Genomic DNA, 22509 nt, shown 5'->3' on the forward strand with positions numbered 1-22509 from the left:
CTCCAAGCAACGGTGGGTCCAGTCTCACCCACCGGAACGGTGTTTCTGACCAAAGTCCGGATCGTGAGACATGTATGTCACGATCCGGGGGTTCCGGTTCCGCCGCCGGGGGTCAGCCGACGTCGAGGCGCAGCAGGTCCTCCTCGGTCTCGCGGCGCACGATGACGCGGCCCGCGCCGTCGTGCACGGCGACGACCGGGGGCCGCAGCGCGTGGTTGTAGTTGCTGGCCATCGAGCGGCAGTACGCGCCGGTCGCGGGCACGGCGATGAGGTCGCCGGGGGCGAGGTCGGCGGGCAGGAAGGCGTCGCGCACGACGATGTCGCCGCTCTCGCAGTGCTTGCCGACGACGCGGGCGAGCATGGGCTCGGCGTCGGAGGAGCGGGAGACGAGCGCGACGCTGTACTCGGCGTCGTACAGCGCGGTCCTGATGTTGTCGGACATGCCGCCGTCGACGGAGACGTAGGTGCGCAGGCCGTCGAGCGGCTTGATGGTGCCGACCTCGTACAGCGTGAGGGCGGTGGGGCCGACGACGGCGCGGCCGGGCTCGACGGAGAGCCGGGGGACGCGCAGGCCGGCGCGCTCGCACTCGCGGGTGACGATCTCGCGCAGGGCGGCGGCGATCTCGTGCGGCTCGCGCGGGTCGTCGGCCGGGGTGTACGCGATGCCGAGGCCGCCGCCGAGGTCGATCTCGGGCAGTTCGACGCCGTGCTCGTCGCGGATGTCCTTGAGCAGGCCGACGACCCGGTGGGCGGCGACCTCGAAGCCGGAGGTGTCGAAGATCTGCGAGCCGATGTGGCTGTGGATGCCGACGAGGTCGAGGCCGTCGAGCTTGAGCGCGCGCCGTACGGCCTCCGCGGCCTGGCCGCCGGCGAGCGGGATGCCGAACTTCTGGTCCTCGTGCGCGGTGGCGATGAACTCGTGGGTGTGCGCCTCCACGCCGACGGTCACGCGGATCTGCACGCGCTGGCGGGTGCCGAGGCTGTCGGCGATGTGCGCGACCCGCACGATCTCCTGGAAGGAGTCGAGCACGATGCGGCCGACGCCGGCGCGGACGGCGCGCTCGATCTCGGCGGCGCTCTTGTTGTTGCCGTGGAAGGCGATGCGGTCGGCGGGCATGCCGGCGTCCAGGGCGGTGGCCAGTTCGCCGCCGGAGCACACGTCGAGGTTGAGCCCCTCCTCGTGCAGCCAGCGGACGACGGCGCGGGACAGGAAGGCCTTCCCGGCGTAGAACACGTCGGCGTCGGGTCCGAAGGCCTCGCGCCAGGCCCGGCAGCGGGCGCGGAAGTCGGCCTCGTCGAGGACGTAGGCGGGGGTGCCGAACTCCTCGGCGAGCCGTCGCACGTCGACGCCGCCGACGCGCACGGTGCCGTCGGCGGCGCGGGTGACGGTCCTCGACCAGATCTTGGGGTCGAGGGCGTTGAGGTCGGCGGGCGGCGGGGAGTAGTGCCCCTCGGGCAGGACGTCTCCGTGCCGGGGTCCTGCGGGGTGGGCGGAACGGCTCATGGCTCTTTCGACTCTTCTCGTCTCACAGGTACGCGGGCGCGCTGATGCCGAGCAGGGACAGGCCGCCGGCGAGCACCGTCCCGGTGGCTTCGGCGAGCGCGAGCCGGGCGCGGTGGGCGGCCGAGGGTTTCTCGTCACCGCGCGGCAGCACGGTGTGGGCCCCCGCGAGGAACGCGTCAGCGGTGATGACGAGGTGCCGGGCGAGCCGGTCGGGCGCGCGGTGGCGGGCGGCGGCGGCGAGGACGGCGGGGTGGTCGCCGAGGGCGCCGAGCAGCGGGTGCGGGCCGTCCTCCGCGGGTACGTCCCCGGGCTCGGGGGCGAAGCCGAGGTCGGCGGCGTTGCGCAGGAGCGCCCGGGTGCGGGCGTGGGCGTAGCGGACGCGGAACAGGGGATTCGTCTCGCGCTGGGCGAGGTGGCCGTCGCCGGTGTCCGGGCGGTCGTGGGCGGCGGGGTGGAGCAGCGCCCAGCGGGCGGCGTCGCGGCCGAGGCGCAGGGGGTCCGGGTGGGCCGGGGCGGGCACGGGGCGCAGGGTGGGCAGCGGCGTGGGCGGCGGCCCGTGCCCGTCCACCCGTACGCCGAGGACCTCTCCCCAGGCGGGGTCGGGGGCCGCGTCGCAGGTGACGCGGACGAGGGCGCCCTGGGAGCGCAGGATGCGGCGCGCGCTGTCGGCGACGACGACGGCGCGCAGCTCGTACGGGACGTGCAACTGGACGCGCTCGCCGGTGTCGGCCTCGGCGTGCCCGTACCGCTCGCCGCGCGCGAGGACGTCGCGGACGAGTCCGGCGCCGGGCTCGCCGTCGAGGGTGATGCTGAGGAAGCCGGGCCCGGTGACGTCGGCGCGGGCGACGCCGGGCTCGGCCGCGAGCTGCGCGGCGAGGATCCCGGCGACGCGCAGCGGCGGCGCGCCGGCCTCGCGGGCGAGGCGCAGCGCGAGGTTGCTGGCGTAGTCGCCCCGCCCCCCGGGCCGCGGCCGCTCCACGTGCGCCCGCTCGGGCACGGCGACGGCGAGCTCACCGGCGTCCACGGCGGCACGCAGCGCCCGCAGCACGGTCCGGGAGAGCTCGACGGGGGTCACGGGACAAGGGTAGGGGAGGTGGGTCGGGGGTGCTGAGGTGAGGGGGCGGTGGGGGCGGGGGGCGCGGGGGTGTTTCGGCCCGTCCGGTGCTTGAGGGCGTGCGCAAAGCGGCAGGGGGGGTGTTCAGCCCGTCCGGTGCTTGAGGACAAACCGCGAAGCCGCAGGGGGCGCCGGGGGGGTGCTTCAGCCCGACCGGCGCTTGAGGACGTGCGCAAAGCGGCAGGGGGGGTGTTCAGCCCGTCCGGCGCTTGAGGACAAGCCGCGAAGCCGCAGGGGGCGCCGGGGGGGTGCTTCAGCCCGACCGGCGCTTGAGGACGTGCGCAAAGCGGCAGGGGGTGTGTTTCAGCCCGTCCGGCGTTTGGGAACGAGCCGCGGAGCGGCGAATGGGCGGGGGTCCAGGGGGCGCAGCCCCATGGTTTCGGGAAAGGGGCGGGACTGGGGCGCACCCGCGAGGCCCCCACGCCACAGGGGCGCAGCCCGCCCAGGGACGCCCGGCGGGGCAGGGGGGGCCGGGCGGGGCAGGGGGGCCGGGCGACGGAACAGGGGCGGCGCCCCGCTCAGGGGTGACCCGCGCGCTCGGAGCCCCCACCGGAGCACCCGCTACCCAGCGGACCCCCCTCACGGCGCCGACGCGCCTCCACCAACTGCCGCACCACCTCAACGAGTTCGCTCGGCTCAAAGGGCTTCGCCAGGAACGCGTCGACCCCCACGTCGAGCCCGGCCTCGACCTCGTACTGCGTACAGGCGCTGACGACGACCAGCGGCAGATGCCGGGTACGCGGGTCGGCGCGCAGCCGCGCGGCGGCGCGCAGCCCGTCGAGGCGGGGCATGACCACGTCGAGGGTCACGACGTCGGGCCGCACCTGGTGCACGACGTCCAGGCACTCGGCACCGTCGGCCGCGGTCACGACCTCGAAGCCCTCCAGCTCGAGATTGACCCTGATCAGTTGCCGGATGACCTTGTTGTCGTCCACAACAAGCACACGGCCGGACACGCCTGGCACAACTCGAGAGTAGGTCGAGAGCCGCCGTCGCGTCCGGGTTTTACCTACTTCTGCCCCGCGCGAGGGAGGCCGAGCATCCCGTCGAGGAGGAACCCGAGCCCGATGGCGAAGCTCGTGTCCCAGTCGTCGTCGGCGAGGTACCGGTGCGCGGCCACGGTCGGGTACCGGTCGCGCCGGCGCTCCAGGTACTCCTGCCCGAGGCGCGCCTCTTCCGTGGTGAGCCGCAGCCCGGACTGGGCGGCCGTGGCGCCCATGACGTGGTTGTAGAGCGCCCAGGTCGCGGCGTTGAGCCGGGTGCCGGTGAGCCCGGCGCGCGCCAGCGCGGACTGCAGGAACTCCATCCAGGCGAGGAAGTCGGGCCCCATGAGCGGCCGCTGCCGGGCGGGCACGGAGGCCACCCAGGGGTGCCGCAGGACGGTCCGGCGCCAGTCGTGGACGAGGGCGGTGACGTCCTGCCGCGGGTCATCCTCGTGCCGGTCGGGCAGGGGCGTCTCGCCGAAGACCGCGTCGACGGCGAGGTCGACGACGTCGGCCTTCGTCTTGACGTGCCAGTACAGCGTCGTGGCCCCGGCGTCCAGTCGCTCGGCCAGACGCCGCATCGTCAGCCGGTCCATGCCCTCCTCGTCCAGGAGCGCGACGGCGGCCTGGACGATCCGGGCCTGGGTGAGCGGTGGCTCCGCCTTCTCGCGCTTCTCGCGCGCGGGGCGCAGCCAGACGTTGGTCCCCGCGCCGGGTTCGCTGTGCGTGCGCTCTGTGCCTGCGATGACACCCACCTCCACGGGTGAGTGTGCCACGCCCCGCGCCAAGATTTTTTGCGGTCCCAACTACCCACTTCAGCCAGGCAGTTGGCGTCGGCACGAGGCTTCCGCAGACGCCGACCGCCGCGCGGGACCGTAGTAGAGTCCCGGCCCACTAGACCAACGTTCGAGTGACTCGACCGCTGTACGGGCGGAGGAGCGGGGCGGTGCGGACATGAAGCGAAGCGACGCGGACGTGAAGCGACAAGGGGACGCGGAAGGCCACACGGAGCAGCGGCACGCGGGAGGCCACACGGAACAGCGGCACGCGGGAGGCCACACGGAACAGCGACACGCGAGAGGCCACACGGCACACCGGAAAACGGCGACGCCCCCGGCGACCTCAGCAGCCCCACCAGCCCCACCAGCCTTAGAAGAGTCGGCAACCCCGTCGGCGAGGCGCTGGTGGGCCCTCCCCGTCGTGAGCCTCGCGCAGCTCATGGTCGTACTCGACGCGACCATCGTGAACATCGCTCTCCCGTCCGCCCAGCGGGACTTGGGGATGGCGGACGCCGACCGGCACTGGGTGATCACGGCATACGCGCTCGCCTTCGGCGGCCTGCTGCTGGTGGGCGGCCGGGTGAGCGGGGCGCTCGGCCACCGCAGGGCGCTCTCGTGGGGCCTGCTCGGCTTCGCGCTGGCCTCCGCGCTCGGGGGCGCGGCGGGCGGCGCGGGCACGCTGTTCGCCGCCCGCGCGGCGCAGGGCGTCTTCGCCGCGCTCCTGGCGCCGGCGGCCCTGTCGCTGCTGATCCTGACGTTCACCGACGGACGCGAACGGGCCAGGGCGTTCGGTGTCTTCGCCGGGGTGGGCGCGGCCGGCGCCGCGCTCGGCGTCGTGGCGGGCGGCCTGCTCACCGAGTACGCCGACTGGCGCTGGTGCCTCTACATCAACGTGCCCCTGGCCGCACTCGCCCTCGCCGGCGTCCCGCTGGTGGTGCGCGACCGGCCGAGCGGCGACTTGCGCGGGCTCGACGTGCCGGGCGTCCTGCTCAGCGCGGGCGGGCTCGTCGCCCTGGTCTACGGGTTCACGCAGGCGGAGCCGTACGGCTGGGGCGACTCGAGAGTGCTGGTGCTGCTGGGCGGCGGGGTGCTGCTGCTCGCGCTGTTCGTCCTGGTGGAGGCGCGGTCGGCGCGGGCACTGCTGCCGCTGCGCATCCTGGCGCACCGGGCACGGGGCATGGCGTTCGCATCGGTGTGCGTGATGTTCGTGGCGATGTTCGGCTTCTTCCTCTTCGTCAGCTACTACACGCAGACGATCCTCGGCTACTCGCCGGTGAAGGCGGGCCTGACGCTGCTGGTGAACGCCGTGAGCAGCACGGTGGGCGCGATGCTGATCTCCGGGAGGCTGCGTCGCCGGGTCCCGGCGCACCTCCTGATCACGGGCAGCCTGCTGTCCTCCGCCGCGGGCATGCTGATCCTCACGCGGCTCGACGTGGACAGCACGCACGTGTTCTGGGCCTATTTGACCCCCTCCATGGTGCTCACCGGCATCGGCCTCGGCACGCTGCTCGCGGTGGCGACCGACACGGCGACGGTCGGCCTCGACCACGCCGACGCGGGCGTGGCCTCGGCGGCGTACAACACGGTGCAGCAGGTGGGGGCTGCGTTCGGCACGGCCCTGCTGAACTCGGTGGCGACGAGCGCGACGACGTCGTACCTGAAGCAGCACGCGGGCGAGGGTGGCCGACGGGCCGTGGACGCGGGGACGGTACACGGTTACACGGTGGCGCTGTGGGTGGCGTTCGGAGCGCTGGCGCTGGGGGCGGCGGGGGTGGTGCCGGCCGGGCGGGGGCGCGGCTCCACGGCGTCACGGTGAGGACCGCGGCGCGGCGGCGGCCGGGACCGACGAACGGCGGCGGGAACCAAGAGACCGCGATGCGGACTCACGGAACGAGGGCACGGACCGAGAGGACAACGACCGGGGCACCTACGTGACGGAAACGGTCAACGCCACGAGGGCGCCACCACCAAGGCCTACCGCATGCTGGGAACCGGTGAACTGCACGGGCGACCAGCGCGCGGGGGTAGACGGCCCGCAGCCAGCGGGGAGTTGACGGCCCTGCGTGATGGTGAAGCCGACGACGGCCCCGTCCCGTACGTACAGGTCACCGGTGGGCAGCATCGGCGGGGTGCGGAGCCCGGCGAGCACCACGAAGCATCCGCGCCAGGCCAACGGGCTGACCCCGGCGTCCAGATCGTTGACGCCCACCGGGGCGGGCGCGGGCCAGCCGGGCCGTGGGGGCGTCGGCGGTACGGTCCACCACGGTATCCGCGCCGAACTCGCACAGTTCGCCGCGTCGCGCGGCTGGGCGACGGCCACCACGCGAGCACCCGCCACGGCCGCGACAACAACCGCCGCGGGGATGACGACCCCGCCTCGGAGAAAGGTGTCCACACGATCAGCGGTCGTCACTTCACGTCCACGAGTACCGTACGTACCGCGACACGGTGCCGGCCGGCCGCACCCTGACGCAGCACGCCGTACCCACAACGTTCGACCCCAAGGTGCCGGGCCGGCAGCAGCTCATCTTGGACGCGAACGCCCGCATGCGGGCGGCTCTCCCGCACTGCCGAGGTCCTGGGCAGCGCGGCCGACACGCTAACGGGCTACGCTGCGGACGGCGCGAATGCCGAGGCCCTGCGGACGTAGGTACCGCGCTCGCGCACACGGCCGGGACGCTGGCCAAACTGGCAGTCGATGCCCAGCCATTGGCTCACACCGAGGTAGGCGAGGTCAGCGAACCCACGCCCCGGCCGCGACGTCTCTACAGACGAAGCCGCACAAACACGACTCAGGATGCGGAGGGCCCTCGCCCTCACTTCCGCCATATCAACTCGGAACACCTAAGTGCCCTGTGCGACCTCACAGCGCACACAGGCGCAGCCGTGGCCTTGATCAATAGCGCGGTGCCCCCGGAACCCACCGACTGACACAGCGCCGGACCGCACACGCGTGCAACGCCAGACCACCCGCCACGTCAAAGCAGATCCGTCAGGTCCGGCCCGAGCCCGTCCTCGTCTGCTTCCGGAATCGCGACGCCATCATGAGTGGCGGCACCGAAACAGGTGGGTTCACCAGGTTCCGCAACAACTCCAAGTAGAGAATTCAGCTCGGCCAGCGCAAGAGCAAGACGCGGAGCATTAGCGTTATAAATCTCGGGATGCGGATGCCCGGAAAAGTCGAACCAATTCCATATGTCATGGTGCACGCACAACTCAGCCGAAAGGCCTATGGGGAGCGGAGACACAGAAAGCTCAATCAGTCGCGACTCCCGGCGACGTCCCCCTGTCGCATCGAACCACGCACCCGCCCCCACCACATGTACGTCGTCGATATCAGCGGTAGGAAATGCGACGGGTCGAGTTCCCCGGAGCCGATCGGCGAGATCGGGGTCCGCCAATGAGGTGGTGAGTGCCACCGTGCTGGTGACGCCTGTGAACCCCTCTCCGAAGACGTACCAGTCGTACTCGAGGCGGACAGGAGAAAGCAGCTCGAACCGCTCCAGCACTCCAGCCATCCGGGCCGCCGTGGCCAGCGCCCACTCAAGCCCTGGCGCGGCAACCTCCTCCAGGCCCCAGAACCACGAGCCGCACTCTTTCGGCGCACGCAACAGAGCTGCCAAAAGATCTCCTTGCTCGCCCAAGAACTCCGTCGCCCATCCTCACAAGCCAAGCTCTGCCGCCTACACGAACTTCAGAAGTGCTTTCAACTGGCGCCTCTCGCCGCCAGTCCAGTACTTCCTATGCCAACGCCGGCGCCTCTACAGGACGGCCTAGACGTAAACGTATTCGTCATACACCGCCACGCCTTCGACCGCACTGTGCGCGGACTGAACACGCTCCACATACGCGAAGACCCCGTCCCCAACGAACTCGCTGGTGGCGGGGTCTACAGGCACCTCATCAAGGGTGCCCCCGGCAGGATTCGAACCTGCGCACACGGCTCCGGAGGCCGGTGAGTGCTGGCGCCGACAGAGGCTCTGACCTGCGGGGCAGTGATGCTCGTACGCCTCCCCCGCCGAGATCATCACGTCCCCATTACGTGGGTGCCCTGTCCCGGGGGTGGGCTGGCCCGTATCGTCGAAAGCATGATCTCGGGTAGCGGCGAGGGTTCGCGCGACAGGGACGTGGAGTTCACGGCGGAGGGCGTGGAGGTCGTTCTGCGCGAGGCGTGCGAGACGGCTGGCCTGGACGCGTCGGGGGCGGAGCTGCTGCGACTGGGATCGAACGCGGTGTACCGGCTGGCGTCCTTACCGGTCATAGTCCGCATCGCTCGCGACCCGACCGTTCTCTCCGAGATGGAACGCGCCATTGGCGTCGCCCGATGGCTGGAGGCGGTCGACTTCCCGGCCACGCGGGTACTTGCTGATGCTGCTCAACCCATCGTCGTACGCGGCCGGGTGGTGACCTTCTGGGAGAGCGTCCAGGAGCAGGAGGAGTTCGCAACGGTCGGTGAGCTGGCCGACCTGCTGCGCCGCTTCCACTGGCTGGAGGAACCCGAGTCGCTGCGCCTCCCGTACTTCGACCCCTTGGCCAAGCTGTCGGCGGCGCTGACCGACCTGACCGCGGTCTCGGAGGACGACAGGTCCTTCCTGGAGGCGCGGGCGGCGAAGCTTGCGAAGGACTACGACCGCTTGGACTTCGTCCTCCCCTTCGGCCTGATCCACGGTGACGCGAACATCGGCAACGTCCTTCGCCACCGGGACGGCCACGCCGTCTTCATCGACCTCGACGGTCTCGCCTTGGCCCCGCGCGAGTGGGACCTGATCCTGACCGCTCTCTATTACGACCGGTACGGCTGGCACAGCAAGGCGGAGTACGCGGAGTTCGTGCACCGGTACGGCTTCGACCTCATGAACTGGCCCGGGTACGAGACCTTGGCTGACCTGCGCGAACTGATGATGGTCGTGTGGATCGGCCACCAGGCGGGCGCGAGCGAGCGATCCGCGGCGGAGTTCGCGCGTCGCATGGCGTCTCTGCGAACGGGCGAGGGACGCGATGCCTGGGGTGCGTTCTGAGAGTAGCCGTGCGGCTCAGTGACTTGCCCGCCCCTGGTCGTACGTTCCGGATGCGACCCACAATCTGTTTTCTCGCACCTCTTGGGCAAGGTCGTGCACCACAGCGGTGGGCCCAATCGCGCTGAGGTCCCGACGGAACTCGACGAGGTAGCTGACGCACCGCGCGGACTTGAGCTGTTCGCCGAGATCCAGGGCGTCGAGAGCCACGGAGCACGCCTCCTCGACATCGCCCGCACGCAAGTGAGCATCGGCAAGCACCATGGTCGCGAAGAAGTCGCTTCGTACGTGGCTGCCGCTCATGGCGTTCTCGGCGTGGGCCACTGCTCGGCGAGCGCTGTTGACGTCCCGGAAGCAGTGGGCAGCCTCGGCGGCCAGCTCGGCCTCGTCGAAATAGCTGATCCACTCCGGCTCGTCATCGCTGTTCCGACTCTCCAGGGCCTTGGTGGCCGCGCCCAGAGCGGCCTCGCAAGCGGCGATGTCCCCCGTACGGGCAAGAGCGCGGGCCTCCATGGCGTGGAACTGAGCCCGAAGCGTGGGCGTGGCCACCGGCGAGATGCCCATGAGCGCCGCACGGGCGAGGGTGGCGGCCTGGGTGTACTTCCCCAGGAAGGTCGCCTGATGGCTCATCGCGGACAGGATGCTGCCCGCGAGCCGGCGGTCGTTCGCGTCCTGAGCGAGCCGAAGCGCCTGGAGGAAGTACCGCTGAGCAAGCCCGTGACGGCAGGCGTCGTACGACATCCACCCGGCCAGGAGCGTGGCTTCCGCGACAGTGGAGAAGAGAGCCCGGCCCACCCGCTCGGTGTAGTGGCCTCGCAGGAGCGGGGCCACGTCATTGTTGAGGTACTGGATGACCGAGTGCCGCGCATGGTCTCCGCCGAACTGGTCGTCGAGGCGGGCGAACATGTCCGCCGTGGTCTTGATAGCAGCCACGTCGCCAAGACCGACGCGAACTCCGTCGGACTGCGGACTATGCGTGCCGGGCTCCGGCGCGACCAACCACCGCAGTGAGGCCTCGCTCCACGCCGGCTCGGACGGCTCCGCGGTGAGCAGCGGGTCGTACTGATTGAGATCAGCGCGCCACAACTGGCTGACCGTCTGGATGGCATCGTCCGGGCTGGCGGGATATGCGGCGTCAAGTACCGCAGGATCCTTGAGCTCGCTGCCGTTCACACCGAGTTCCTCGGCGCTCGCAGCGTACGCATCGCACAGAAGCGGGCCGTAGAAGTCATCGGGCGAGCTGTGTCCGTTCTCCCAGCTGGCGATACGGCGCTTCACGCTGCTGTCCGACGGAAGCTGGTGCCCACGCTGGTTGGCTGCACTGCGCAGCTCCCTCACCAGTCGCGGCTGGCTCCAGCCCCGACTGACGCGAGCCTCACGTAAGCGGTCACTGGTCGGCTTCATGGAGACGCAGCTCCTTCACTCCCGTACGCGTGCGCCGGTGGCAACTCGACCTGCCTGGTCGAATGTACGCACTGATGACCACCTCTCGCAGTCAGTAGCCAGAGATCGTCCGCCAACAGCGGCTGACGGGGGATGACGCGACCTGAGTGGACGCGTCATCCCCCGTCATCTCTCGTCATCTGCCCTGGCCAGGGGCCGGGCCACGAGTCTGGAGCCACTGCGGCACAGACGCCGCACGGAACTCCGGCTGAGGGTGGGACGACGTGCACAGGATGACCAAGCGGGGTGTGGAGTGGCTGGCCGCGGCGGCGGACAACCCGGGTGAGTGCCGACAGGTGTGGGCGGACGACCCACGCATGCCCGTCCTGGTTCAGACCGGCCGCCTCTTCGACGTCGTGAGCGTGGATCAACGCCTCGGCACGGAGATGTTCGACCGCCTCCGTCTGAGCGGCATGCCTTTCGGTCCATCGGTCATCGACCGACGGGCGCAGAGGGTTGGCTTCTTCCTCGGCTCCGGCAGCCACGAACCCTTCACGCTCCAACTCCAGCGCGAGACGACAGCACCACCGCCGTTCCGCTACCTCGGCGAGGGGTGCGCGGTAGTCGTCCCTGGCCCCATCCCCTTGTCGGACGACCGCTATCAGTGGCTCCGCGCCCCGACACGCCGCCCGGAGGCCAACCCGCTGCGTCCGGTGGCTCTGGCGACGGCGCTGGTCGCCTCCGCGGAGCTCCTCGCCAGGATCGACCGCTTCGACGAGCAGTACCCGGCTCCTTACGCGGTCGCCGACCTTCCCGACGAGACGGACCGCTGATGCCGACCGATCCGCCCGACGGCCGCGACGCCGCCGAGTGGTCGCCTCTCGACAGCGACGGCTGGTACGCGGCCCGGAACGCGACGACGGCCTTGCGAGACGCCCTCGTGAACGCGGGCCTGGAGAAGGACTTCCCCTACCTCCGCGCGGAGTTGAATGCCTTCGGCCACGGCCTCGTCGAGCTGGGCCGGGTCTCCCCCGGCACGGCGGAGCGCCTAGCTGAGCTCCTACGCCTGGCACTGGACCACGGCTTCGCCCGCGACCACGAGGAACCCACGTCACCCACCACCATCGAAGAACACCAGGGAAGGACTTGACGTCATGACCGACCGGCGAGGAGTGATAGCGAGGCGGGCGGAAGACTTGGTCCCCGGTGTCCCCTACGTCCGCGGCTGGAACCTCGCTCGGCGAGGCGCCGGCACTCTGGCCGATCAACTCGTGCTGCTCGGGCTGGACTCCGATTTCCCGGGCTTAGTGGCCAACGTGAACATCTTCGGGGACGGCTTGGTCGAGCTGGGCACGGTCCGCCCTGAAGCGGCCGAGCGCCTGGCGAAGCTGATCACAGCGGGACTCCAAGCGGAGCTGCACAGCACGAACGCCGAAACGCCCGCGCTTGCACAGCGGCAGACACCGGCGGCCTGACCCGCCCCTCGAACGCCGGTTGACCGCGCCCAGACCCCGCTACTGCGATCACCGGCCCGGCCCCGTACGGCACCGCTCCACAGCGCTGTCGTACGGGGCCTTCCGCTTCCCGGGTGTGCGAACCGGCCTGCCGCTCGGCCGGGACCGGCGCCCCAGCGCCGCAGCCCGGACGAACGGCAGGCCACTCCATCAGCTTGGGAAGCTGAGGGTATCTGGTGCCAGCCACGGTTCTGACCTGCGGCGAATCGGTCTCGTCATCTGGTGGGCGGTCGACTGATTCTCTGGTGCTATCCGTGGCTACTCGCACGATCTGGCATCGCTCTGGCACGGACCGCTTCGCGCGACTCACCTCTCGGTAGCGGCTGCGTGATCTTGAAGGAGGTTGCGGTGCAAGTCTCCGTGGATTCAACGGTCGTGATCAGGTCCTACAGCCAGGACCCATTCGCTGCCCGGTGCTTGCTCGCCACCGCAGTTCCCAGCAGATTCCCTTCTTTGACAGCTCTCGTAACACGCTGTTCAGCTAGGCTGTAACTATGGGGCGAAGCTACACCGAGAAGACGATCAAGCTACTGTTCGGAACGGCTACTCACTGCGCCTATCCAGGATGCAACAGCAGGCTGATCTTTAAAGATCGTGAGCTATATACGCCCACAGCGCAGATTGCCCATATTAGATCCGAAAAAACAAACGGACCCCGGTATGACGCCAGCTATCCGCCTGCAAGCATTAACGGCTTTGAGAACCTGCTACTCCTGTGTGGAGAGCATCATCCTCCAGTTGACAGGCATGAATCGACTTATTCAGTTGATGAGTTGCTTGAGTGGAAGAGCCAGCAATCCCAGCAAGGTGAGCGTCAGGTAGCAGGGGCAGAACTTGCAGCCATCGAACGAATTCTGAATAGAGAGGCCCCGATTACATCGGATGCCGTCCTGAGGGGCCCGATTGCCTCTCTCGGCCAGACTGAAAGGCTGCAACAGGCTAGCGATCGGCTTGAAGAGAAGCCGCTGGAGGCAGCAGTCCTATTTGACGAGGTTGCTACACAACTAGAGGCCACTCCATTTGTGCACCATGCCGCCATCATCCGAAGTCGCCAATGCGCAGCCTTGGAAATCGGGAAGAGTTTCAGCGAAGCCGCAAAGATAAGAATTGATCTTGGGTGGCGACACTACTTCAGCGGTGATGTATTTGCTGTCAGGCAGCAGATAGGGAAGGTTGAGGAGTATGAGGAGAACCTGCCCGAGAGCGCTCTAAGGTCGGTTAATGGGCTGGGTCACTCCGCAGCTTATGGGTATGAGCGACACGTCACCTTGGAAGATCTTGCTGAAGCCTTTGACGCAATGGAGGATACCGATCAGGGTGCACTTTATGTTGCGATGGTCCTTGCAGAAGAGTCGATCGCATGGCGTCGACAGGATTTGATTCGTTCTCGCACGCCAATCTTGTCGAGCATGGTGAAGAGAGTCGCTGGCGACGAGTCGGGGCTCACCGCCAAGGCGCGCGTCCTTATGTGCCTGGCAGATGCCAATGATGACTGGGGCAATCTAGTCAAGGCCGCTCGCCTTACCTACCCTCCCGCCATTACATCATGGATCGCAGCCCGACATGCCAGGTATCTCACCCTTACAGGTCAATCAGAGCAAGCTATAGAACGATGGCAGGACGCTGTAGACGGAGCCGTTTCCGCCCGTCTTAATGACTCTGCAGCTGATTGGCTGTATGGACTCCGCGCGACACAAGTACAGTATTGGAAAATGGGTGTAGGAATTGATGACCTGCATCGGCTTGCTCAATCTCTGAGAGCATCTGGAACTGGGTCAGTACTTTCGGAGCCGTACCCGCTTGCAGAACGCGCTCTGTCACGAATGCTTGACCAGAAGTGGCCTGATGCTCTTCAGTGCCTACATCAACATCTGAGGCACTCTGTCGTGACCGCAAGCTGGAGTGCCGAGCTTACAGCTCATGAGCGCTTTGGCGATCTCCTAGAAGCCGCCGAGAAGTGGCAAGAAGCGCCCATTCACTACATCCGAAGTGGCGCATCGAAGAAACTAAAAAGACTTGCTAAGGCGTGGCCGGATCAACCTCTTGTTCTCGAACCTCCTAGCAGGGAAAGCCCTAATTGGGAGAGAATCGCCGCCTATAAGTTTGCCGCTTCCGCCGGCAAGGCTTTCCCTAAAGATATCGCACGCGCGTGGTCAGAGTGTGCATGCACAGAGATCTCTACAGAATATGAAGGACACCCGCAGACAAGCTCTTGGGTTCCAGCCTTCACTGCATTTTCGACTACCGCAGACGAAGCTTCCTTGGAGTCCTCTGTAAAATTTCTCGACCTCACTGCTGATTCTTTGCGTCGAGAACCTGGCACACGCAGGCGCACGGATGAAGCGCTCATCGACGCTCTCGTAAAAATTTACGAGAGCCACGAACCATTGCATGACCAAGTGGTCGAAATGCTGTGTGACGCCATCTTGCTTTGCAATGAAGTGGCCGAGCGAGCCGTCTATGAGGGTCAAATAATTCTAAGCGAGAATCCACAACGCGTAGAGCAGCGATTGAGCGAGGCGGCGTACAGTGCGAATTACTATGCCGCCCTAGCGCTGGCTGTAGCTGATTGCGACGTTACTCCAGCTTTGGGAGTAGCTCGCAAGAAGTTAGAGCAGTACATTCAGCCACTCAATATCCAGCCAGGCGTTTCAACGATACGGGTCGGCGAAGAGGAAGCTGCACTGCTAGTTCGAGTTCTCGACGAATCAGACCGCCAAGCATTTACCGACTCGATGATTGCTCGCGCACTGGAAGTCCATGATCTCGAAGTCAATCGTGCTAGTGCTATGGGAGCCATCGCGATTACTGGTCCCTCCCTGTCTAAGGCGGCAAGGAGTGCCGCATTCGAATTGATGATAGATTTCACCCAAGAGCCAACGGGAAGCACTGCCTCGATGAGCCACGGGGACGATCCATTCAGTCGCTTCAAGTTCACAGTAGGCGAGTTCCCCCTGGACGCTATTGCAATCCTCGTAGCGGGAAAACTGGCGCATACCAGTGAACACTATGCTGAAGTTCAGAGGGCTGCCGTTCCCCTCCTTTCTTCAACGAGTAACTCGACATGCAGTTCAATTGCGAGGATGCTTCGCGATTTGCCTGAGGGCGAGTTGACTATGGATGTCGAGATGCTGGCGAATCATCAAAGCCCATGGCTCCGGTGTGTTGCTGCGATAGCTTGGACGCGCAATCCGGGTAAATGGCCGAGTCTCGGTGAGCGGCTATGCACTGACAAGGACCCGGGAGTGCGATTGATGCTCGCGAGAGGCTTGAGGGGTAAAGCTGGCTATGAAGCAGTCCTTGATGTGCTGCGCAATGACTACCGGCGAGATATCCAAAGGGAATTGGGTTAGCACGTTGAGGCCCTCCAACGCCTGAGTGCGGCTCAGAGGGCTCGTTCTCAGGCCCGGAAGGCGCACTGCTTCCCGTGAAAGTCGAGCAGCCCTTAGAGCTCACGCCCCACGCCGTCTCATACATGAAGGGCCAACGCGGTCGACGGAGAGGCCTTGGGCGGGAGCTGCCTTGGCGCGAGTGATCATGGCCCCGTAAGCTTCCGGCGCGTCGGGCAGTCTGTGGACCTGCCCGGTAAAGCACGACGTTGAGGCCATGATCTTCGAGGCTCGCGCCAAAGTGGCTCCGTAAAGCCGCGGAGCCGACCGCCCCAGCCACGACGTACCCCTTTTCTGGCATAAGGCGGCTACATGCTGTGAGCGCGGCACGGGCGCCGGCCGGGGGCCGGGCCGCGCGCGGGGAGCGGAGCGAGCCGCCTTGATGACGTAGAGAAAGTCTGAGCCACCGGCCTCACCGGCCAGGGGTGGCTACAGGCGGAACATGAGCTCCAGCTCGTCGCCCGGGAGGTGGAACTCCTCCAGGGCCAGAGGCTTATCCGAGTCCGCGAGCGTCACGCGGATGATGTGCAGCACCGGGACCCCGTCAGGGAGTCGCAGCGCCTGCGCCTGGTCCGGCAGGGGCATCCGCGTGCGGACGTATTCCGTGAAGTGGAGTTCGTGGCCCAAGTCGGCGAGTGCCCCGTAGAGCTCAGGCGCCGGCGGTGGGGCCTCTTCCTCGTACTTGGTGTCGGTGAGGACCGAGAACGGGACGTACGTCCGGTGGAGTTGGCGCAGGCGGCCGTGGTCCGCGGTCTGCAGCGCGTCGTACGTGAACATCGGCTCGCCCGGCGGGATGCGCAGCAAGTCGGCGAGAGCCAGCGGGGCATCGGTGCGGGTGGCCACCGGCGGTTCGGCGTCGGTCCAGCGGATGCCGTCCGCTTCGACGTAGCGACCCTCCGGGGTCCTCCGTACGCCGCGCGGGCGCGTGTGGCTGGGGCGGTTGTGGGGCGAACGGGCGAAGGTGCCGCGACCCATGATGACCTCGACGAGACCGGACGCCCGTAGCTCACTCAGGCCCTGACGGACTGTCGGGCGCGTCACGCCGAACTGCTTCGCCAGCGACTCCTCGGAGGGGAGCGGCTGACCGGCGGGGAAGGTGCCGCCCAAGATGCCTTCGCGCAGGTAGTCGGCGATCTGCCGGTACTTCGGCTGCGTGTTCTTCGGCGGCATTCGGGCCCTCCACGGCCGTGGTCACTGCATCGTCCGTCCATGGACGGAACGCGCCCGCCCGTGGACGGAACATAGCTTCTCCCACGCGAAGACGGTTGACAACCCGTACTACGGGTGGCCAACCTTGTCAGCACAACCCGTACTACGGGTTGTATAGCAGCCCGCAGGAAGGGCCTGCGGGTGTCTGAGCTGAGGAGATCCGAACAGTGGCAAGCCTTCCGATCGATACCGCGAAGTTCACGGGGATCATCTGCGCCGTTCCCCCGGCTCCGCGGATCGCCAACCGAGAGACCGGTCAGCTGCGCGTTGACCGCGAGACGGGCAAGACCGTGTACCAGGTCGGTCTCTGCCTGATGGCCGGAGCGTCGGCCGACGTCGTGAACGTGAGCGTGGCCGGGGAGCCGACCGGTGTGCAGCTCGGCATGCCGGTGGCCGTGCGGGACCTGGTCGCCACGCCGTGGGAGAACGAGGGGCGGCACGGGATCGCCTTCCGTGCGGCGGAGATCCGGCCCCTGAGCAGCCCCGCGACGGCGGCGGGTAAGGGGGCCGGTCAGTGATGCGTCTGGCCTCCGCCGCGTCGGCCGGTACGGGCTGGCCGACCTGGTTACCGGTGGTGGTCGCAGTACTGGTGTCGGGTCTGCTCCTTGCGGGCCCGACCCTGCGCCACCGCTATCTCGCCGCTTGGTGGCTGTTACGTGGCTTCCCGGCCATAGTCTTCCACATCGTGCGGACCTGGCGGCCCCCGATGGCCGGTTGCGGCCTCGCCGTAAGCTGGTGACCCGCGCTGACAGTGGTGTCGGGGCTCGTCGGCAAGGGTGCTCCGCCGCCGCGACCCCAGGTGCCTCGCCGGGGTCTCATCCGCCCGACCACCGGCGGCTTCGTACTGCACGTGCGGCTGCTGCCGGGGCAGGTGCCCGACGACTTCGTCAAGGCTGCGCCCGCCATGGCGGAGAACTGGCAGGTGCACGTAGTGCGGGTGACCTCCTGGCAGCCCGACCGTACGCATCGTCGCCTCAGCGGCCGACCCGCTGGCCTATCCCCAGATCCCGAAGCAGCGCGGGCCCGGCCAACTGCTGCGCGTGGCCGTGGGTGTACTGGAGACCGGAGTCGCCTGGGTGATCGATCTGAGGCGCGTGCCCCACTGGCTAATCGTCGGTGCCACCCGCTCCGGGAAGTCGACCCTGATCCATGCCCTCGTTGCGGGCCTGGCACCGCAACCCGTCGCCCTGGTCGGGATCGACTGCAAGGGCGGCATGGAGCTGTCCCTCTACGAGCCGAGGTTGTCCGCCCTCGCGACGAATCGGGAGCAGGCGGTCCGTCTGCTGACCGCGCTCGTTGATCTGACCCTCGACCAGATGAGCCTCTGCCGGGCGGCTCACGTCCGAAACATCTGGGGCCTGTCGGATAAGGAGCGGCCCGTCCCCGTCGTCGTGATCGTCGACGAGATCGCGGAACTGTTCCTCGTCGCGAGCCGCAGCGAGAAGGACGAAGCACATGCGGCCGATACGGCGCTGATCCGGCTGGCCCAGCTCGGCACGGCCCTGGGGGTGTTCCTAGTCGTGGCCGGCCAGCGCGTCGGCTCCGACCTGGGGCCCGGCGTCACCGCCCTGCGGGCGCAGTTGGGCGGACGGGTGTGCCACCGCGTCGCCGACCCCGGCACGGCCGAGATGGCCCTGGGAGACCTCAACCCCGACGCGCTGAAGGCGGCGCAGGCCATCACCCCGGAGCAGGCCGGTACGGCCGTCCTGGCCTCCGGCGACGGCTGGGAGCGCGCCCGGTCCCACCTGGTCACGGAAGCGGAGACGGAAGCCGTCGCCGCGGAGTACGCGCACCTGGCTCCCGTCCTGTCCGAACTCCACGTCGAAGCGCCATGAAAGGGGCCTGCCGTGCTGGTGTCCATGTCGGCCGTGTTCCTGCTCGGCCTGCTGATCTGGTTTCTCCTGCACATCCACTACCTGCGGTGGGGCAGCGTGCTGCTCTGCGGAGCCTTCGGCTTCCTGCTCTCCCAGACGGCGGCCGCGCCGACGGTCCAGGCCTTCCTCGACGGCGTGACCGGCTTCCTCGGCCAACTCCGCCTCTGAAGCACCTGGCCGCTCATCGCACAGAGCAGACCTCCTGCGCAGGAACCTCAGAGATCACTCACATCACGGGCTCCCGACGGGGCGCGAAGTCGCCAAACCCGACCCCGTCAGGAACCCACTCCATCCGCCACGTAAGTAGTGAAGGGAGTACTCACACCTTGTCCAACGCGCATCCTTCGCGCAAATCCCCGCTGCCCGACTGTGACTTGACAGCACGACACGCCGGGCTCGCCCTGCGACGGACGGGAGCAGATCGTCCTCGTCGGCCTCGACGGGACCGAGCAGTGACTGTGTCCCGCCCATGCCGCCGCCGTCTGGCTCACGGATCCGACGCTCCGCTTCAGCGCCAAGACCCGGTTGGAAGGGATCTCGGCCGTGATGGGGCAGGCGTTCGGGAGCGGGGGTGGTCGCTGATGACCACTACCTTTCCGAAAGATGTCGCCACACTCGTCGCCAGAGCAGCGGAGCCGACGTTCACGGCCTGGCGCCGGAACATCGTCCGCCTCGGCGGCTGCGCCAACCCGATCCACCTGATCGGCGCGGCCACCGTCTACGACACGTCCACCGGCGAGGCCCTGCTCTCGTACGGGTCGGAGACCTACGGCGGCCGTCTGCTCGCCGCGTGCGGCAACCGGCGCGCGTCGGTCTGCCCGGCCTGCTCGGGCCTGTACCGGGCGGACACGTACCACCTCGTCCGCTCCGGCCTCGTCGGCGGCAAGCACGTCCCGGAGACGGTGAGCGGGCACCCGCGAGTGTTCGCGACGCTCACCGCTCCGGGCTTCGGCCCGGTCCACACCCGCCGTGAGCGCGACGGGCGAGTGCGAGCGTGCCGTCCCCGCCGAGCGGGAGATTCCTGCCCTCACGGGAAGCCTGCCGGATGCCACGCGCGCCACTCGGCGGACGACTCCCGGCTCGGCGAACCTCTCTGCCCGCGCTGCTATGACTACGCGGGCGCCGTCCTCTGGCACGCGTTCGCCGGTCGGCTCTGGCACCGGTTCGGGCTTGAACTGCGGCGGGAGGTCGCCCGCCGCGCCGGGCTTTCGCGTACGGAGTTCGGGGAGGTCGCCCGGCTGTCGTACGCGAAGGTCGCCGAGTATCAGCGGCGAGGCCTTGTCCACTTCCATGCCGTGATCCGCCTCGACGGTGCGGACGGGCCCGGCACTCCCCTGCCCCACTGGGCGAGTGTGCCGCTGCTGGTGGATGCCGTGCGGTCGGTTGTCGGGCGCGTGCGGCTCGTGGCTCCCGGCGGGCATGTGGTCGGCCCGAGGGTCCTGTGCTTCGGTACTCAGGTCGACGTACGGCCGGTCGCCTCGCTCGAACCGGAGGCGGGCGATCGGCGCCCCTCCTCCGCGGCGGCCGTGGCAGGCTACATCGCCAAGTACGCCGCCAAGGGGGCGGAGTCCGCCGGCGCGGTGGACGGCCGGATTCACCAAGCGCGCGACATGGTCATGCTGCCGGTGCGGGCACACGTGCTCCGCATGATCAGCACGTGTTGGTGGCTCGGCGGCCTCCCGGAGTTCGCGCCGCTCGGCCTGCGCCGCTGGGCGCACATGCTCGGGTACGGCGGGCACTTCTCCACCAAGTCACACCGCTACTCGACCACACTGACCGCCCTCCGCCAGGCACGCACCGACTACCGCGCCGAGCAACAGCGGGCTTCCCTTCATCTCAAGGACCACGCGACGGCCACGGTCGGGCACTGGCGATACGCGGGGCGCGGCTACTCGCCCGAAGCAGCACTCCTGGCTGCCTCGGTGCGCGAGGGCGGGGGGCTCCATGGCACGTGACCACCCGCACCCGACCCGCCGAACTGCTCACCGTCCGCCAGGTCCTCGACGAACTGGGCGGCATCTCCAGGCGCACCTTCTACCGCTGGCGGGAGCTCCGCCTCGCCCCCGCCTGCATCCGGCTGCCGAACGGAGAGCTGCGGGTCCGGCGAGACGTGCTCAACGACTGGTTGGAGGACCGGGCGGAAGGGGCGGCGTCGTGAAGTCGTACAAGGTCGTCGTCTGGAAGCTCAGCATCAACCGCTCGGCGAAGAAGCCGACCCATCTCGTCCGCTGGTCCGTGGACGGCGAGCCGTTCCACGAGTCGTTCAAGACAAAGCCACTGGCCGACCGTTTCCGGGCCAAGCTCCTGCGGGCGGCGGACAAGGGCGAGCCCTTCGACACCGTCACCGGCCTGCCCGACTCGCTGCGGGGTGGCAAGGCCGCCCTGTCGTTCCTCGACCTGGCGGTGAAGTACGTGGACGCTCGGTGGGCTGAGGCGTCGGCCAAGCAGCGGGACAGCATGACGGACGCGTTGGCGACGGTCGTCCCCGCCCTGGTCAAGCCTGGACGTGGACGCCCCGCTCCAGAGGTTCTGCGGCGGGCGCTGCGGTCGTACGTGCTTCCCGTACCTCGCCGGGAGCGGGAGCGTCCGGAGGAGATCGTCACGGCGGTGCGCTGGATCGAGAAGGCGTCCCTGCCTGTGGCCGAGTTGCTAGAGGTCGCCCGCGCTCATGAGGTGATCGACGCGCTGAGCCGCCGCCTCGACGGCAAGCCCACCGCCACGCAGACGTACCGGCGGCGACGGGCGGTGGTCTTCAACGTGCTCGAATACGCCGTGGAGCTGGAGTACCTGGGCTCGAATCCCCTGGCGCGCGTCCGGCGCAAGCGGGGCAAGCGGGCGGTGCAAAAAGTCGACCGCCGGGTGGTGGTCAACCCTTGGCAGGCTCGGGAGCTGCTGACAGCCGTGACGTACGTGGGCGGCTACGACCGTGCGAGCGGTCGCCGTCTCCGGGCCTTCTTCGGCTGCCTGTACTACGCGGCCATGCGGCCGGGCGAGGCCCTGGGGCTCCGCCGCTCCGACTGCACGCTCCCGGCATCGGGGTGGGGCCGCATCGAACTGGCGGCGACCCGTCCCACGGCCGGGAAGGCCTGGACCGACTCAGGCGAGGCGCACGACCGGCGCGGCCTGAAGCAGCGGGCCAATGGCGAGGTGCGCATCGTCCCGATCCCACCTCCGTTGGTGCGGCTGCTCCGCGAGCACGTGAAGGAGTTCGGCATGGCGAAGGACGGTCGGCTGTTCTCCAGCGAGCGGGGCAATGTCGTCGCGGCTTCGTCGTACTCGCGGGTGTGGAAGCGTGCTCGGGAGCTGGCGCTCGTGCCGCACCAGGTGTCTTCGGTTCTGGCTTTCCGGCCGTACGACCTCCGCCACGCGGGCGTCTCCCAGTGACTCAACTCGGGAGTGCCCGCCCCGGAGGTCGCCGCCCGCGCGGGCCACTCGGTGGACGTCCTGCTGAAGATCTACGCGAAGTGCGTCGACGGCCAGGAGCAGGAGATGAACGACCGGATCATGCAGGGGTTGGGCGAGTAAGTAGTAGCCCACACGATCAAGGTCGATATCGCTGAGCTTGCGGCCTGTGGAGGCCCCCGATCACAGTCGGGAGCCTCGGCGCTTAGCGCATTCCTCTCAATGACATGCTCACGGGACCTCTTCGTCATCTAATCTGACGTAACTGATGAGTTCGGGCGCCTGTGATCTCTTTCGCTGTCAGTCCATCGAAAATGGATCTTTCGGCGATCGACCTTGGAGA

General features: G+C 68.3%; 18 protein-coding genes, 1 tRNA gene and 2 pseudogenes. 12 read left to right on the top strand and 9 right to left on the bottom strand.

Features of this window, described 5'->3' with window-relative positions; all coding sequences use genetic code 11:
* Window positions 1–112: 112 nt before the first annotated feature.
* The 4 genes from lysA to IE330_RS12255 form a co-directional block, all read right to left on the bottom strand.
* Window positions 113–1504 carry a diaminopimelate decarboxylase gene (gene lysA, locus IE330_RS12240; RefSeq protein WP_190135969.1) on the bottom strand — a complete coding sequence of 464 codons (1392 nt, stop codon included), beginning with the start codon at window positions 1502–1504 and terminating at the stop codon, window positions 113–115.
* A 22-nt stretch (window positions 1505–1526) separates the two neighbouring features.
* Window positions 1527–2579 (bottom strand): ArgS-related anticodon-binding protein NrtL, encoded by a 1053-nt coding sequence (nrtL, locus tag IE330_RS12245; protein ID WP_190135970.1) that lies wholly within the window; start codon window positions 2577–2579, stop codon window positions 1527–1529.
* A gap of 557 nt (window positions 2580–3136) precedes the next feature.
* The gene (locus IE330_RS12250; protein ID WP_229925582.1) at window positions 3137–3583 is read right to left on the bottom strand and encodes a response regulator; all 447 of its coding nucleotides are present in this window, start codon (window positions 3581–3583) and stop codon (window positions 3137–3139) included.
* A gap of 44 nt (window positions 3584–3627) precedes the next feature.
* Entirely contained in the window at window positions 3628–4377 is a 750-nt protein-coding gene (locus IE330_RS12255; protein WP_190135971.1) for a TetR/AcrR family transcriptional regulator, read from the bottom strand.
* A 442-nt stretch (window positions 4378–4819) separates the two neighbouring features.
* Between IE330_RS12255 and IE330_RS12260 the strand changes: the two genes are divergently transcribed.
* Window positions 4820–6196, top strand: coding sequence for an MFS transporter (locus tag IE330_RS12260; RefSeq protein ID WP_190135992.1), 1377 nt, complete (start codon window positions 4820–4822; stop codon window positions 6194–6196).
* A gap of 111 nt (window positions 6197–6307) precedes the next feature.
* Here the strand turns inward: IE330_RS12260 and IE330_RS12265 are convergent, their stop codons facing one another.
* From IE330_RS12265 to IE330_RS12275, 3 genes are all read right to left on the bottom strand, one after another.
* Complete coding sequence (locus IE330_RS12265; RefSeq protein ID WP_190135972.1) at window positions 6308–6775, bottom strand: hypothetical protein; 468 nt, start codon at window positions 6773–6775, stop codon at window positions 6308–6310.
* A 583-nt stretch (window positions 6776–7358) separates the two neighbouring features.
* The gene (locus IE330_RS12270; protein WP_190135973.1) at window positions 7359–8003 is read right to left on the bottom strand and encodes a hypothetical protein; all 645 of its coding nucleotides are present in this window, start codon (window positions 8001–8003) and stop codon (window positions 7359–7361) included.
* A gap of 287 nt (window positions 8004–8290) precedes the next feature.
* Window positions 8291–8359 (bottom strand) — tRNA-OTHER (locus tag IE330_RS12275).
* Between the two features lie 109 nt (window positions 8360–8468).
* Between IE330_RS12275 and IE330_RS12280 the strand changes: the two genes are divergently transcribed.
* On the top strand, window positions 8469–9398 hold the full coding sequence (locus tag IE330_RS12280) for a phosphotransferase family protein (protein ID WP_190135974.1): 930 nt from the start codon (window positions 8469–8471) through the stop codon (window positions 9396–9398).
* Between the two features lie 15 nt (window positions 9399–9413).
* On the opposite strand, the gene IE330_RS12285 is transcribed toward IE330_RS12280, so the two are convergent.
* Window positions 9414–10799, bottom strand: coding sequence for an NsdA family TPR-like regulatory protein (locus IE330_RS12285; RefSeq protein ID WP_506005379.1), 1386 nt, complete (start codon window positions 10797–10799; stop codon window positions 9414–9416).
* Window positions 10800–11071: 272 nt separating this feature from the next.
* On the opposite strand from IE330_RS12285, the gene IE330_RS12290 reads away from it, so the two are divergent.
* The 4 genes from IE330_RS12290 to IE330_RS12305 all read left to right on the top strand — a co-directional run bounded on the left by IE330_RS12290 (window position 11072) and on the right by IE330_RS12305 (window position 15645).
* Window positions 11072–11611, top strand: a complete 540-nt coding sequence (locus tag IE330_RS12290) for a bifunctional DNA primase/polymerase (protein ID WP_190135994.1) — start codon at window positions 11072–11074, stop codon at window positions 11609–11611.
* The gene (locus tag IE330_RS12295; protein WP_190135975.1) at window positions 11611–11928 is read left to right on the top strand and encodes a hypothetical protein; all 318 of its coding nucleotides are present in this window, start codon (window positions 11611–11613) and stop codon (window positions 11926–11928) included. The genes IE330_RS12290 and IE330_RS12295 overlap by 1 nt, the downstream gene beginning before the upstream one ends.
* A gap of 4 nt (window positions 11929–11932) precedes the next feature.
* The gene (locus IE330_RS12300) at window positions 11933–12253 is read left to right on the top strand and encodes a hypothetical protein (RefSeq protein ID WP_190135976.1); all 321 of its coding nucleotides are present in this window, start codon (window positions 11933–11935) and stop codon (window positions 12251–12253) included.
* A 533-nt stretch (window positions 12254–12786) separates the two neighbouring features.
* On the top strand, window positions 12787–15645 hold the full coding sequence (locus IE330_RS12305; protein WP_190135977.1) for a hypothetical protein: 2859 nt from the start codon (window positions 12787–12789) through the stop codon (window positions 15643–15645).
* Window positions 15646–16110: 465 nt separating this feature from the next.
* Here the strand turns inward: IE330_RS12305 and IE330_RS12310 are convergent, their stop codons facing one another.
* Window positions 16111–16851: a GntR family transcriptional regulator gene (locus IE330_RS12310; RefSeq protein WP_190135978.1), complete on the bottom strand. Its 741-nt coding sequence runs from the start codon at window positions 16849–16851 to the stop codon at window positions 16111–16113.
* Between the two features lie 206 nt (window positions 16852–17057).
* Between IE330_RS12310 and IE330_RS12315 the strand changes: the two genes are divergently transcribed.
* The 6 genes and pseudogenes from IE330_RS12315 to IE330_RS12340 all read left to right on the top strand — a co-directional run bounded on the left by IE330_RS12315 (window position 17058) and on the right by IE330_RS12340 (window position 22289).
* The gene (locus tag IE330_RS12315) at window positions 17058–17408 is read left to right on the top strand and encodes an SCO3933 family regulatory protein (RefSeq protein ID WP_190135979.1); all 351 of its coding nucleotides are present in this window, start codon (window positions 17058–17060) and stop codon (window positions 17406–17408) included.
* A gap of 227 nt (window positions 17409–17635) precedes the next feature.
* Window positions 17636–18725, top strand: a pseudogene (locus IE330_RS12320) (FtsK/SpoIIIE domain-containing protein).
* A gap of 12 nt (window positions 18726–18737) precedes the next feature.
* On the top strand, window positions 18738–18932 hold the full coding sequence (locus tag IE330_RS12325; RefSeq protein WP_190135980.1) for a hypothetical protein: 195 nt from the start codon (window positions 18738–18740) through the stop codon (window positions 18930–18932).
* A 413-nt stretch (window positions 18933–19345) separates the two neighbouring features.
* The gene (locus IE330_RS12330; protein WP_190135981.1) at window positions 19346–20719 is read left to right on the top strand and encodes a replication initiator; all 1374 of its coding nucleotides are present in this window, start codon (window positions 19346–19348) and stop codon (window positions 20717–20719) included.
* Window positions 20716–20922, top strand: a complete 207-nt coding sequence (locus IE330_RS12335; protein WP_190135982.1) for a helix-turn-helix transcriptional regulator — start codon at window positions 20716–20718, stop codon at window positions 20920–20922. Before IE330_RS12330 ends, IE330_RS12335 begins: the two co-directional genes overlap by 4 nt.
* A pseudogene (locus IE330_RS12340) lies at window positions 20919–22289 on the top strand (tyrosine-type recombinase/integrase). The gene IE330_RS12335 and the pseudogene IE330_RS12340 overlap by 4 nt, the downstream one beginning before the upstream one ends.
* Window positions 22290–22509 lie beyond the last annotated feature (220 nt).

The organism is Streptomyces longispororuber (assembly GCF_014656095.1).
Classification (GTDB): Bacteria; Actinomycetota; Actinomycetes; order Streptomycetales; family Streptomycetaceae; genus Streptomyces; species Streptomyces longispororuber.